The 12,909-nt window shown below is 69.9% G+C and carries 11 protein-coding genes; 8 read left to right on the forward strand and 3 right to left on the reverse strand.

Annotated elements, in window-relative coordinates:
• The first annotated feature begins 10 nt into the window (after nucleotides 1-10).
• Together MRBLWO14_RS15810 and MRBLWO14_RS15815 are read left to right on the forward strand one after the other, a co-directional pair.
• Nucleotides 11-1,168: a type III polyketide synthase gene (locus tag MRBLWO14_RS15810; protein WP_341934044.1), complete on the forward strand. Its 1,158-nt coding sequence runs from the start codon at nucleotides 11-13 to the stop codon at nucleotides 1,166-1,168.
• Nucleotides 1,165-1,875 (forward strand): methyltransferase domain-containing protein, encoded by a 711-nt coding sequence (locus MRBLWO14_RS15815; protein ID WP_341934045.1) that lies wholly within the window; start codon nucleotides 1,165-1,167, stop codon nucleotides 1,873-1,875. Before MRBLWO14_RS15810 ends, MRBLWO14_RS15815 begins: the two co-directional genes overlap by 4 nt.
• Before the next feature lie 57 nt (nucleotides 1,876-1,932).
• Here the strand turns inward: MRBLWO14_RS15815 and lpdA are convergent, their stop codons facing one another.
• Together lpdA and MRBLWO14_RS15825 are read right to left on the reverse strand one after the other, a co-directional pair.
• Nucleotides 1,933-3,330, reverse strand: a complete 1,398-nt coding sequence (gene lpdA, locus MRBLWO14_RS15820; protein WP_341934046.1) for a dihydrolipoyl dehydrogenase — start codon at nucleotides 3,328-3,330, stop codon at nucleotides 1,933-1,935.
• A gap of 9 nt (nucleotides 3,331-3,339) precedes the next feature.
• Nucleotides 3,340-4,023: a copper resistance CopC family protein gene (locus MRBLWO14_RS15825; RefSeq protein WP_341934047.1), complete on the reverse strand. Its 684-nt coding sequence runs from the start codon at nucleotides 4,021-4,023 to the stop codon at nucleotides 3,340-3,342.
• Between the two features lie 100 nt (nucleotides 4,024-4,123).
• On the opposite strand from MRBLWO14_RS15825, the gene MRBLWO14_RS15830 reads away from it, so the two are divergent.
• The 3 genes from MRBLWO14_RS15830 to MRBLWO14_RS15840 all read left to right on the forward strand — a co-directional run bounded on the left by MRBLWO14_RS15830 (nucleotide 4,124) and on the right by MRBLWO14_RS15840 (nucleotide 5,937).
• Entirely contained in the window at nucleotides 4,124-4,609 is a 486-nt protein-coding gene (locus MRBLWO14_RS15830) for an FHA domain-containing protein (protein ID WP_341934048.1), read from the forward strand.
• Nucleotides 4,609-5,292 carry a MerR family transcriptional regulator gene (locus MRBLWO14_RS15835; protein WP_341934049.1) on the forward strand — a complete coding sequence of 228 codons (684 nt, stop codon included), beginning with the start codon at nucleotides 4,609-4,611 and terminating at the stop codon, nucleotides 5,290-5,292. Before MRBLWO14_RS15830 ends, MRBLWO14_RS15835 begins: the two co-directional genes overlap by 1 nt.
• Nucleotides 5,293-5,391: 99 nt before the next feature.
• The gene (locus MRBLWO14_RS15840; protein WP_096715689.1) at nucleotides 5,392-5,937 is read left to right on the forward strand and encodes a MerR family transcriptional regulator; all 546 of its coding nucleotides are present in this window, start codon (nucleotides 5,392-5,394) and stop codon (nucleotides 5,935-5,937) included.
• A gap of 102 nt (nucleotides 5,938-6,039) precedes the next feature.
• On the opposite strand, the gene MRBLWO14_RS15845 is transcribed toward MRBLWO14_RS15840, so the two are convergent.
• Complete coding sequence (locus tag MRBLWO14_RS15845) at nucleotides 6,040-6,852, reverse strand: ParA family protein (protein WP_341934050.1); 813 nt, start codon at nucleotides 6,850-6,852, stop codon at nucleotides 6,040-6,042.
• Between the two features lie 93 nt (nucleotides 6,853-6,945).
• Between MRBLWO14_RS15845 and MRBLWO14_RS15850 the strand changes: the two genes are divergently transcribed.
• The 3 genes from MRBLWO14_RS15850 to def all read left to right on the forward strand — a co-directional run bounded on the left by MRBLWO14_RS15850 (nucleotide 6,946) and on the right by def (nucleotide 12,852).
• The gene (locus MRBLWO14_RS15850; protein WP_341934051.1) at nucleotides 6,946-10,353 is read left to right on the forward strand and encodes a pyruvate carboxylase; all 3,408 of its coding nucleotides are present in this window, start codon (nucleotides 6,946-6,948) and stop codon (nucleotides 10,351-10,353) included.
• Nucleotides 10,354-10,420: 67 nt separating this feature from the next.
• Nucleotides 10,421-12,361, forward strand: coding sequence for an AAA family ATPase (locus tag MRBLWO14_RS15855; RefSeq protein ID WP_341934052.1), 1,941 nt, complete (start codon nucleotides 10,421-10,423; stop codon nucleotides 12,359-12,361).
• Nucleotides 12,361-12,852, forward strand: coding sequence for a peptide deformylase (gene def / locus MRBLWO14_RS15860; protein ID WP_341934053.1), 492 nt, complete (start codon nucleotides 12,361-12,363; stop codon nucleotides 12,850-12,852). The genes MRBLWO14_RS15855 and def overlap by 1 nt, the downstream gene beginning before the upstream one ends.
• Nucleotides 12,853-12,909: the final 57 nt, after the last annotated feature.

The following is a 12,909-nucleotide window of genomic DNA, read 5'->3' on the forward strand; positions in this document are numbered from 1 at the left end:
GAGTGACAGGATGAGCCGTCCCGCTGTACTCCGATCGCTGCACACGATCGTCCCCGACACCGTCCTCCCGCAAGACGAGGTGCGCGATCTGTTCGCCTCGCAGCCCGACGTCGGTCGTCTCGGCCGTCGGCTCATCGGCGCCTCCTTCAACGGATCGGGCATCGACAGCCGGCACACCGTCATCGCGGAGCTGTCGCAGGCCGTGCAGAGCGAGGACCCGACGTTCTTCGACCGCGAGTCGGGGCTGCTGCTCGCACCTGGAACCAAGACGCGCAACGAGGTCTACGTGCAGGAGGCGACTCCTCTGTTCATCGCCGCCGCCCGCGGCGCGCTCGATGCCGACCCCGACCTGCAGGCGGCCGATGTCACCCACGTCATCACGGTCTCCTGCACGGGCTTCCACGCCCCTGGGCCGGAATACGAGATCGTCCGCGCGCTGGGTCTGCGCGACAGCGTGCAGCGGTACCACCTCGGATTCATGGGGTGCTATGCGGCGATGCCCGCGCTGAAGGCCGCGAGCCAGTTCTGCGCGGCCGACCCGGAAGCGGTGGTGCTGGTGGTGAGCGTCGAACTGTGCACGCTGCACCTGCGGTCGTCCGAGGACCCCGACCTCATCGTCGCGTGCTCGCTCTTCGCCGACGGCGCCGCTGCCGGAATCGTGACCGCCCGCGAGCTGCCGACGGAGGAGCGCGGAGTGGTGCTCGACGGCTTCCACACCGCGATCGCCGAGGAGGGCGAGAAGGACATGGCGTGGACGATCGGCGACAGCGGCTTCGAGATGATCCTCTCGACGGCGGTGCCGCAGATCATCGGAGAGACGATCATCGGCGCCCTCCGGCCCCTGTACGCCCGCGACGAAGACCTGGCGGAGGCCTTCGATCAGGGTCGGGTCGGAGACCGCGTCGAGCACTGGGCCATCCATCCCGGCGGGCGCAGCATCCTCGATCGCATCCAGGATCGACTGCATCTCAGTGACGAGCAGATGTCGCCGGCGCGCGAGACCCTGCGCGAGAAGGGCAACATGTCGAGCGCGACGATCCTCTTCGTGCTCAAGCGGATCCTCGACGAGGGGGCCCGGGACGGGTCCCGCGTGGCGGCGATGGCCTTCGGGCCCGGACTCACGGCGGAGAGCGCGCTGATGACCGTGGTCGCGCCGGATACCGCATGAACCACGACCTCTCCGTCCGAGACGTGCGCGTGCGCGAGCTCATGGACGAGGCCGACGCCGATCTCGGGATGCTGGAGCGCACCTATGAGCGGTTCGGGATCGTGAACGCGCTCGTCTCCCGGCCGGGGCTGCTCTACCGGCGAGACATCCGTCCCCGCGCACGGCGCGGACCGGTGCGCATCCTCGACATCGGGGCGGGCGGAGCCGACGTGTGCCGCCTCGTCGCGGCCCGTCTGCGGCGCGACGGGCTCACGGGCTCGATCACCGCGCTCGATGCGGATGCGCGGGCGATCGACTGGGCCGCACGGCACGACCGAGGGGCGGGCATCCAGTACCGACATGCCCTGTCGTCGGAGCTCGTCGCCGAAGGCGCGCAGTTCGACGTCATCTTCTCGAACCACGTGCTGCACCACCTCGGCGACGGCGAGCTGCAGGGCATACTCGCCGACTCTCGGCACCTCCTCGCACCGGGCGGGATCGTGGTGCACCGCGACATCGCCCGCAGTCCGGCCGCCTACGCGCTGTTCGCGGCCGCGACCTGGCCGTTCGCGCGCACTCTGTTCCGCGGCTCGTTCATCCGCGAGGACGGTCTCATCAGCATCCGACGCTCGTATACGCCGCGCGAGCTCGCCGCAGCGGTCCCCGAGGGATGGCAGGTGCGCGGCAGGCTCCCGGCCCGACTCGAGGCGACCTGGCAGGAGACCTGACGAGACGCACGAAGGCCCGGCACCGCCTGAGCGGACCGGGCCTTCGAGACGTCGTGATCAGAAGTTGATCATGTGGCCGGCGAGGCCGTGGAAGCCCTCCTGCAGGGCCTCGGACAGCGTCGGGTGCGTGTGCACGTTGCGAGCGAGCTCGAGCGCCGTGAGGTCCCACTTCTGCGCGAGCGTGAGCTCGGGCAGGAGCTCCGACACGTCGGGGCCGATCATGTGGGCGCCGATGAGCTCGAGGTGCTCGGCGTCGGCGATCAGCTTGACGAAGCCGACGGGCTCGCCGAGACCGTGCGCCTTGCCGTTCGCCATGAACGGGAAGGTCGCGACCTTGATCTCGCGGCCCTCGTCCTTGGCCTGCTGCTCGGTCAGGCCGAACGACGCGACCTGCGGGGAGCAGAACGTCGCGCGCGGCATCATGCGGTAGTCGCCGAGGGTCTGGGTCTCCGCCTTGCCGATGGTCTCGGCCGCGACCACGCCCTGCGCCTCTGCGACGTGCGCGAGCTGCAGCTTCATGGTCACGTCGCCGATGGCGTAGATGCCCTCGACGTTGGTGCGCATGTGGTCGTCGATGTCGATGGCGCCGCGCTCGGTCAGCTTGACGCCGGTCTTGTCGAGTCCGAAGCCCTCGACGTTGGGCGCGAAGCCCACCGACATGAGCACCTTGTCGGCCTCGATCGACGCCTGCTGGCCGTCCTTGCCGGTGTACGAGACCGTGACGGAGGAGCCGTTGTCGACGACGCTCTCGACCTTCGTGGAGGTGAGGATGTCGACGCCGTAGTTCTTGTACTGCTTGGCGATCTCCTTCGACACGTCCGCGTCCTCGTTGGGGAGTGCACGGTCGAGGAACTCGATGATCGTGACCTTCACGCCGTAGTTCGTCATGACGTAGGCGAACTCCATGCCGATGGCGCCGGCGCCCACGATGACGATGGACTTCGGGAGCTCGCGGCTGAGGATCTGCTCCTCATAGGTCACGACGTTGTCGCTGAGCTGCACGCCGGGGAGCAGGCGGACCTTGGAGCCGGTGGCGATGATGACGTTGTCGAACGTGACCTCTTCGGTCGTGCCGTCGGACTTGGCGACCGAGATGGCCTTCGGCCCCGTGAACGTGCCGCGGCCGTCGTACTCGGTGACCTTGTTCTTCTTCATCAGGAAGTGGATGCCCTTGACGCGGCCGTCCGCGACGACGCGGCTGCGGTCGAAGGCCTTGCCGTAGTCGATCGTGAACTCACCCGAGATGCCGAAGAAGTCGGCCTTGTGGTTCAGCGTGTGCGCGAGCTCCGCGTTCTTGAGGAGAGCCTTGGAGGGGATGCAGCCGACGTTGAGGCAGACACCGCCCCAGTACTTCTCTTCGATGATGGCCGTGGAGAGGCCGAGCTGTGCGCTGCGGACGGCGGCGACGTATCCACCAGGACCGGCACCGAGGATGACGACATCGTAGTGAGGCATGCGTCCAGCCTATCGCTCTGACGGGGTGCCGGAATCGGGTTCCGAGGGGTCGGCGGCGGCGGTCTCGGCGTCGCGGGCACGGCCCTTCAGGGCGACCGCGATGACACCCGCGACCGCTGCGGCGAGCACGCCGGCGATCGCGAGGAGCCAGATCCAGGTGGTGGCCGATGACCCGTCCTCCGCCGCGGCCGCGGAGGGCTGGGGCGTCGGCGTCGCGGCCGGAGCGGCCGTCGCCTCCGCGGACGGGGTCGCCTCGGGCGTGGCGCTCGGGTCGGGAGTGGGGGCGGCGACCGTGCTGTTCGCGACGGTGAAGTCGAACTCGCCCGAGGTGGGGTGGCCGTCGCTGGAGACGATCTTCCAGATCACGTGATAGCCGCCCGCTGCCGCCTCTGCGACGAGCGGCTGCGTGACGATCGCGCCGTCCACGGTGGCGGCTCCGTCCGTGACCGACGCGCCCGAAGCGTCGGTGACGACCACCTCGGTCGCGCCGGCGCCGTCGATGAGCTTCGCGCTGAAGGTGAGGGTCAGTGCGGCGGGAAGAGTGTCGACCGTGCTGTCCGCCTCGGGGGACGAGCCGAGGATGCTGTCGTGCGCCGAGGCGGGGAGCGGCGCGGCGAACAGGAGGAACGCCGTGAGCAGCGCGGCGGCCAGGGCGACGGGGACGAGAGGACGACGACGGGCGACGGTTTTCACATCCCCAGCCTAGGAGCGGCCGATATACGACGGCTGAGTGCCGATCGGCCCTCCCGCGAGCACCCGCCGATCAGTTAGTCTGGACGCTTAGGAGGGCACAGTGACAGACAGCGAAAGCCGACCGGGCGGAGACGCCGCGATCCACCGTTCCGGCGAGCAGAGGCACGACGTGACGCAGACGTTCGGGCACGACTCCGACCTCTCGTTCGTGCCGTTCGGCGTGGAGTTGACCGACGTCGAGCAGGGCGCCATCGCGGCCCTTCCTGCGGGCTCGGCACTCCTCCTCGTCCGTTCGGGCGCCCTCGCCGGCGCCCGCTACCTCCTCGACACCGACGTGACGACCGTCGGGCGCCACCCGGAGGCCGACATCTTCTTCGACGACGTGACGGTGTCGCGGCGTCACGCGGAGATCACCCGCAGCGGGTCGACCTTCGAGATCATCGACCAGCGGTCGCTCAACGGCACGTACGTGAACGGCGAGCGGGTCGACCGCAGCGTCCTCGTCGACGGCTCGGAGCTGCGTGTCGGCAAGTTCCGGCTGAACTTCTTCGTCTCCCCGGTCGATCGAGTCGCGGCGAACGCCTGATGGCGGCTTCCCCCGCCCGTGAACGCTCGGCGTCCGCGGGCCTTCTGAGCATCGGTCAGGTGCTCGCGAGGCTCACGCCGGAGTTCCCCGACCTGACGTCGAGCAAGCTGCGCTTCCTCGAGGTCCAGGGCATCGTCACCCCGTCGCGGACCGAGTCCGGCTACCGCAAGTTCTCACAGGCCGACATCGAGCGTCTGCGCCTCGGCCTCACGCTCCAGCGCGATCACTACCTCCCGCTCAGCGTGATCCGCGAGCAGCTCGACGAGGCGGAGGCGGGAGGGGATGCCGCGCTCACGGCCCCGCCGTCCATCGCGCCGACTCCGCGTCGGTACCGCCGCGATGAGCTGCTGTCCGCGGCAGGAGCCGGGCCGCAGCTGCTCAACGACGCGATCAGCACCGGCGTCGTCACCGCGCAGGAGACCTATCCCGAGTCGACCGTCGCGCTGATGCGCGGTCTCGTCGCTCTCGACCGGCACGGCATCGAACCGCGTCACCTCCGCTCGCTGCGGCAGAGCGCCGACCGCGAGGTCGCGCTCATCGAGTCGGCGCTGTCGGCTCTGCTGCGTCGTACCGATGCCGCATCCCGTGGCAAGGCGGGGGAGATGGCGCCGAATCTGGCAGCCAAGATCGACGAGGTGCGGTCGCACTTCGTGAAGGAAGCGATCGCGAAACTGCTTTCGTAACGAACTGATTGCGACACACCTTCGAGGTGTCGCGGATGTCGTTGCCGCTGCCGGGGGCCTGCTCTACCGTGGAGGTAACGGCTCCAGAGAGGAATTCAGATGAATGCGGACGAGCGTGCAGACGACCCGCGGTTCGTGACCGAACTCCTCTTCACCGACGGCCTGCCGGCGATGGACGACGAGGTCGGCTACCGCGGTGCGGTCGCCGCCCGTGCCGCCGGCATCACCTACCGTCAGCTCGACTACTGGGCCCGCACCGAGCTCGTCGAGCCCACCGTGCGCGGCGCGAGCGGCTCGGGCTCGCAGCGCCTGTACGGCTTCCGCGACATCCTCGTGCTGAAGCTCGTCAAGAGCCTGCTCGACACCGGCATCTCCCTGCAGCAGATCCGCACCGCCGTCGACGAACTGCGCCGTGCCGGCATCCGCGACCTCGCCGGCACCACTCTCATGAGCGACGGCGCCTCGGTCTACCTGTGCACGTCGAACGACGAGGTCATCGACCTCGTGAGTCGGGGACAGGGCGTCTTCGGCATCGCCGTCGGCAAGGTGCTGCGCGAGGTGGAGTCGACCCTGGTCGAGTTCGACCCGACCGCGCCGGACCCCGTCGACGAGCTCAGCGCCCGTCGCGCCAAGCGCTCGGCCTGATCCCGTCGGGATCGCTGGACCAGTCGGAACCGCACCGCGTACGGAGAACGCCCGCTCGATGAGCGGGCGTTTCGCGCAGGGAGAGGGCTCAGGGCCGTCGGCTCACGCCTGGGCGCCGGACTCCGAGACAGGGATACGACCGGTGCGGATGATTCGGTCGAGGAGCTGGTCGAAGTCGGCGGCGAGCTCCTGGGCGGAGTCTCCCGGCCAGATGTGCAGCGGCTTCGCCGCGCCCTGCGCCTGCTGCAGCGACGTGCGCTCCGGCAGCTGCGGCGAGAGGACGAGCGGGCCGAACATGTCACGCAGCTCCTTGATACGGAACTGGTGCTCGATCGACTGCGGGCGCACGCGGTTCACGACGATGCCGAGCGGCTGCAGGCGAGGGGAGAGGCCTCGGCGGATCTCCTCGATCGCGCGCAGCGCACGGTCGGCTGCGGCGACGGAGAACAGGCCGGGCTCGGTGACGACCATGACACGGTCGCTGGCGGCCCACGCGGTACGCGTCAGGGCGTTGAGCGACGGCGCGCAGTCGATGAGGACGAGGTCGTAGTCGGCCTCGACCGCGGCCAGCGCCTCCTCGAGCTTCCAGACGTCGCGGACGCTCGGGTGCGGACCGTCGAAGTTGATGGCCGACGGGCTGCCGATGAGCACGTCGATCGTGCCGGGGTGCACCTTGGCCCAGCCGCTGGAGGTGATCGCCTGACGGACCACCTTCTCCTTGGGGTTGGCCAGGACGTCGGCGATGTTGAGCCGACCGGCCACCTGGATGTCCATTCCGGTGGACACATCCGACTGGGGGTCGAGGTCGACGACGAGAGTGCGGACACCGCGGGCGAAGGCCGCTGAGGCCAGTCCGAGTGTCACGGTCGTCTTGCCGACGCCTCCTTTGAGAGAGCTGACGCTGAGTACGTGCACGGACTCCACGTTACCTTCCCCTAGGCTGGGTGCACACTCAGCCCCGCCCCATGCGCGCCGATTGCGTCGCGCATCGAGCTCTCAGAGGTGTGCATGTTCCAGAAGATCCTGGTGGCGAACCGCGGCGAGATCGCGATCCGTGCCTTCCGTGCGGCAGTCGAGGTCGGAGCGAGGACGGTGGCCGTCTTCCCCCACGAGGACCGCGGCTCTGTCCACAGGCTGAAGGCCGACGAGGCCTACGAGATCGGTGAGCGGGGGCATCCGGTCCGGGCGTACCTCGACGTCGATGAGATCATCCGCGTCGCCAAGGAGGCCGGCGCCGACGCCATCTACCCCGGCTACGGGTTCCTGTCCGAGAACCCCGACCTCGCCGAGAAGGCGGCGGCGAACGGGATCGTGTTCATCGGCCCGCCGGCATCCGTGCTCGAGATGGCGGGCAACAAGGTCGAGGCCAAGCGGCACGCCGTCGAAGCGGGAGTGCCCGTGCTGCGGTCGACCGAGGCATCCGACGACGTCGACGCGCTCGTCGCGCAGGCCGAGGGGATCGGATTCCCCCTCTTCGCGAAGGCCGTCGCCGGCGGCGGCGGTCGAGGAATGCGACGCGTCGAGTCCGCAGCGGAGCTCGCGCCCGCGCTGGCCGAGGCGATGCGGGAGGCGCAGAGCGCCTTCGGCGACCCGCGGATGTTCCTCGAGCAGGCCGTCGTGCGGCCGCGGCACATCGAGGTGCAGATCCTCGCCGACAAGACCGGAGAGACCGTTCACCTGTTCGAGCGCGACTGCTCGGTGCAGCGCCGACACCAGAAGGTCGTCGAGATCGCGCCCGCCCCGAACCTCGACGACGACGTGCGCACCGCGCTGCACGGCTACGCCGTGGCGTTCGCCCGATCGATCGGCTACGAGAACGCCGGCACCGTCGAGTTCCTGCTGGAGACGGCGGGGGAGCGCTCGGGCGAGGTCGTCTTCATCGAGATGAACCCCCGCATCCAGGTCGAGCACACGGTCACCGAGGAGGTGACCGACGTCGACCTCGTGCAGAGCCAGATGCGCATCGCGGCGGGACAGAGCCTCGCCGACCTCGGCCTGCAGCAGCAGGACCTGCACCTGCGTGGGGCCGCCCTGCAGTGCCGCATCACGACCGAGGACCCGACTCAGGGCTTCCGGCCGGACACGGGCAAGATCACCACCTACCGCTCGCCGGGCGGAGCAGGCATCCGTCTCGACGGCGGTACGGTGCACCAGGGCGCGCAGATCAGCCCGCACTTCGACTCGATGCTCGCGAAGCTCACCTGCCGCGGTCGGGACTTCCCGGCGGCGGTCGCGAGGGCGCGTCGCGCTCTCGCCGAGTTCCGCATCCGCGGTGTCTCCACGAACATCCCCTTCCTCCAGGCCCTGCTCGACGACCAGGCGTTCATCGCGGGTGACGTGAGCACGTCGTTCATCGACGAGCGACCCGAACTCCTGCGCGGGCGGGCGTCCAAGGACCGCGGCACGAAGATCCTGAACTGGCTCGTCGACGTCACGGTCAACAAGCCGCACGGCACACATCCCGGTGTGATCGATCCGCGCGCCAAGCTCCCCGCGATCGACCTCTCGACGGAGCCGGTCGCGGGTTCCCGGCAGCGGCTGCTCGAGCTCGGACCGGAGGGGTTCGCGCGCAGTCTGCGCGAGCAGAGCGCTCTCGCGATCACCGACACGACGTTCCGCGATGCGCACCAGTCGCTGCTCGCCACCCGCGTCCGCACCCGCGATCTCGCCGCCGCCGCCCCCTACCTCGCGCGACTGACGCCGGGACTGCTCTCGGTCGAGGCCTGGGGAGGGGCGACCTACGACGTCGCGCTGCGCTTCCTCGGCGAGGACCCGTGGGAGCGCCTCGACACGCTGCGGGCCGCCCTGCCGAACATCGCCATCCAGATGCTGCTGCGAGGGCGGAACACCGTCGGGTACACGCCGTACCCCGCGGCGGTCACCGACGCGTTCGTGCAGGAGGCCGCGGCCAGCGGCATCGACATCTTCCGCATCTTCGACGCGCTGAACGACGTCGGTCAGATGCGGCCGGCGATCGACGCCGTGCGAGGCGCAGGCACCGCCGTCGCCGAGGTCGCGCTGTGCTACACGGGCGACCTGTTGAATCCCGCCGAGAACCTCTACACGCTCGACTACTACCTGCGCCTCGCGGAGCAGATCGTCGATGCCGGCGCGCACGTCATCGCCATCAAGGACATGGCCGGTCTCCTGCGTCCCGCCGCTGCGGTGAAGCTCGTCACGGCGCTCCGAGAGCGCTTCGACCAGCCCGTGCACCTGCACACTCACGACACTCCCGGCGGACAGCTCGCGACCCTGCTCGCCGCGAGCGCCGCGGGCGTGGATGCCGTGGATGCGGCATCCGCTCCGCTCTCCGGCACCACGAGTCAGCCGTCGCTGTCGTCGCTCGTCGCGGCCCTCGCCCACACCGAGCGGGACAGCGGCATCGATCTCGCCGCGGTCTCGGACCTCGAGCCGTATTGGGAGGCCGTCCGGCGCCAGTACGCCCCGTTCGAGTCCGGCCTGCCCGGACCCACGGGGCGCGTGTACCACCACGAGATCCCCGGTGGTCAGCTGTCGAACCTCCGCCAGCAGGCCAAGGCTCTCGGCCTCGCCGACGACTTCGAGCTGATCGAGGACATGTACGCGGCAGCCGACCGCATCCTCGGCCGCGTGCCGAAGGTCACCCCGTCGTCGAAGGTGGTGGGTGATCTCGCCCTGCACCTCGCCGCCGTGAAGGCCGACCCGGCGGACTTCGAGGCGAACCCTGAGAAGTACGACGTACCCGATTCGGTCGTCGGCTTCATGGCGGGGGAGCTCGGCGACCTGCCGGGCGGATGGCCGGAGCCGTTCCGCTCGAAGGTACTGGCCGGCCGCTCGGTCCGGACCGGCCTCACCGACATCTCCGCGGACGACGAGCGGGCCCTCGGCGGGGAGAGCGCCGAACGGCGCGAGCGCCTCAACACGCTGCTCTTCCCTGCCCCGACCAGGGAGTTCGCGCAGACGCGCGAGCTGTTCGGCGATCTCTCGGTGCTGGACACGGCCGACTACCTCTACGGCCTCGTGCAGGGGCAGGAGCACCTTGTCGAGATCGACCGCGGCGTGCAGCTGTACGTCGGGCTCGAGGCGATCGGCGACGCCGACGAACGCGGCATCCGCACCGTCATGACGACGCTCAACGGTCAGCTGCGCCCGGTGTTCGTGCGCGATCGATCCGTGGTGGTCGACGCGCACGAGGTCGAGAAGGCCGACACCTCGGTGCCCGGTCAGGTGGCTGCTCCGTTCTCGGGTGTCGTCACGCTCAAGACCGAGGTCGGAGCGTCGGTGGCAGCCGGGGAACCGGTCGCGTCGATCGAGGCTATGAAGATGGAGGCCGCCATCACCGCCCCCGTCGCCGGAGTCGTGGAGCGCCTCGCCATCGGCGAGACGCAGCAGGTCGACGCGGGAGACCTTTTGGTCGTCATCCGTCCGGCGCACTAATCTTGTGCGGGCGAGGGTCGCGCTCGCTGCAGCGCTCCCGAGGCCCGACCGAGCTTGGAGTGACGACGTGACCCCGAAGAACGTGGCAGAGCCGCCGGACGACGAATCCCGCGGTGTGCTCGACGACGCCGCATCCCTGGACACCACGGGGATCGGCATCCTCGGACATACCGCCCAGGTGAGCGTCCAGCTGCCGAAGGACGATGACGACGACCTGGAAGACGACGGGGTCGTCGAGGGCGAGGTCGTCGCCGACCTCATCGTCGACGAGCCCGTGGCCGCCGCGAAGGCGGCAGCCGAGATCTCCGAGGTGTCGCTCTCGACGCCGATGATCATCGAGTTGCCCGCCGAGCAGGTGCCCGCACCGAAGGCCGCAGTGGAGGTCGAGGAGGACGTCGCCCCGGAGGTCGAGGAGGACGTCGCCCCGGATGTCGACTCGGATGTCGAGCCGGAGTCCGAGTCCGAACTCGAAGCCGCTGACGAGGAACTCCCCGCCGTCGACGCCGACGAGGTCGTCGTGGACGAGGACTCGTCGGACGAGCCGGAGACGGACGACCCCAGCGACGAGCCGGATGAGGTGACCGTCGAGGACGCCGAGATCGGGGAGACCGAACTGATCGCGGAGCCGGAGCCGGTCGCGGAGGTCGACGCGACCCTGGAGACCGTCGAAGCCGCTGAGTCCGCCGAGGTGGACGGGGCCGCGGATTCCGAGCTGCTCCCGGCGACCGACGGCACGGAGACCCCCGACGAGACCGCAGAGGTCGGCGACGACGCCCCGGCGGCATCGGAACCGGACGCCCCGGCACCCGTCGAGACCCCGGAGGATGCCGCACCCGAGCCCGACCACGAGGCGGAGGCGGCCGCTGCGGCGGCATTCGTCGCGCGCGCTCGGGCCGATCTCGACACCCGCACCCGCACCCGGGCAGACGACTCGGTGCGATCGAAGGAGGATGCCGTCGTGGAGCAGCCCGAGAAGCCGGTGCCGACCCGTCACGCGGCGCGCGCCTCGCGAGCCGAGGTGCAGCTGACGGCCAAGCGCCTGGACGACCTGAGCGACACCTCGCGCGAGAGCGCTGACCTGCTCACGGCCGACCGGCTGCTCGATCCGCACCGTGTCACGAAGCCCGAGCCCGAAGGCGCCTGGAGCCACTTCCTGTACTCCATCTCCGGCCGCCGCATCAACATCGGCGACGGCCGACGCGCGCGCGAGCGCAAGGCGCTCACGACGCGCATCGCAGCGCCCCTCGCAGGTGGCGCGCGCTTCGTGCCTGTCCTGTCGCGCAAGGGCGGGGTGGGCAAGACGACCCTGACGACGCTGCTCGGCATGGCCTTGGCAGACGCCAGGGACGACCGGGTGATCGCCGTCGACGCGAATCCCGACCGTGGCACGCTCGCCGACCGTGTGGTTCGTCCGCAGCACAACCGCTCGGTGCGAGACCTCGTGCGCATCCACGACGACATCAAGGGGTACCACGACATCTCGGCGGTCGTCTCGCGCGACGCGACGCGCCTCGACGTGCTCGCCTCCGATTCCGACCCCCGCATCGCGGAAGCCTTCAGCGACAGCGATTACCGCGACGTCGCCGAGGTCGCCGCGCACTACTACTCGCTCGTGCTCACCGATACCGGCACGGGGATCGTCCACTCGGTGATGTCGGCGACGCTGGACCTCGCCGACCAGATCGTCATCGTGTCCGGGCTCAGCGTCGACGAGGCGCGGCTCGCGTCCGAGACGCTGACCTGGCTGGAGACGAACGGCTATGCCGAGCAGGCGAGGGATGCCGTCGTCGTGCTCAACCAGTCGCACCCCGGGGCCCCGCTGGTGCGGCTCGACGAGCTGGAGAGCCATTTCCGTACGCGGGCGAAGCACGTCGTGCGCATGCCGTACGACGCGCAGATCGCCGGCGGCGGTCCGATCGTGTTCGCGAACCTCCAGCCCGAGACGAGGAAGGCGGCGCGGGAGATCGCGGCGCTGCTCGTCGAAGGACTTCGAGCGAAGGCGGCCTGATGACGGTCCGTGAGATCCGCGTGTTCGGCGACCCGGTGCTCCGCGCGGTGTGCGCCCCGATCGAGCAGATCGACGACGGCGTGCGAGCGCTCGTCGCCGACCTCGTCGACACGGTCGAGCTGCCTGGTCGCGCCGGTGTGGCCGCGCCGCAGATCGGCGTCGCGCTGCGCGCGTTCAGCTACAACATCGACGGCGACATCGGGTACGTCATCAATCCCGTGCTGACCGAGGTCCGCGGCGAGCCTGTGCCGACGGGGGAGGGGTGCCTGTCGGTGCCCGGTCTCTGGCACGATGCGCTGCGGCACCCGTGGGCGCGCGTCGAGGGGATCGACCTCGACGGCGAGCCGGTGGTGCTCGAGGGCGAGGGGCTGCTCGCCCAGGCGTTGCAGCACGAGACAGACCACCTCGACGGCAAGCTCTACCTCTCGCGGCTCGACGCCGAGACCCGCAAGCGGGCGATGCGCGAGGTGCGCGAGAGCTCCTGGTTCTGACACCCGCCGAGCCACCCCCTCACGAACGAACCCGCCCTCTGCGATCAGTGCGCAGGG

It is taken from the genome of Microbacterium sp. LWO14-1.2 (genome assembly GCF_038397715.1).
Classification (GTDB): Bacteria; Actinomycetota; Actinomycetes; order Actinomycetales; family Microbacteriaceae; genus Microbacterium.

Excerpts from the sequence above, each read along its gene's own strand:
- MRBLWO14_RS15810 (WP_341934044.1), top strand. The coding sequence starts at position 11 with ATGAGCCGTCCCGCTGTACTCCGATCGCTGCACACGATCGTCCCCGAC.
- MRBLWO14_RS15815 (WP_341934045.1), top strand. The coding sequence starts at position 1,165 with ATGAACCACGACCTCTCCGTCCGAGACGTGCGCGTGCGCGAGCTCATG.
- lpdA (WP_341934046.1), bottom strand. The coding sequence starts at position 3,330 with ATGCCTCACTACGATGTCGTCATCCTCGGTGCCGGTCCTGGTGGATAC.
- MRBLWO14_RS15835 (WP_341934049.1), top strand. The coding sequence starts at position 4,609 with ATGGCGGCTTCCCCCGCCCGTGAACGCTCGGCGTCCGCGGGCCTTCTG.
- MRBLWO14_RS15840 (WP_096715689.1), top strand. The coding sequence starts at position 5,392 with ATGAATGCGGACGAGCGTGCAGACGACCCGCGGTTCGTGACCGAACTC.
- MRBLWO14_RS15850 (WP_341934051.1), top strand. The coding sequence starts at position 6,946 with ATGTTCCAGAAGATCCTGGTGGCGAACCGCGGCGAGATCGCGATCCGT.
- def (WP_341934053.1), top strand. The coding sequence starts at position 12,361 with ATGACGGTCCGTGAGATCCGCGTGTTCGGCGACCCGGTGCTCCGCGCG.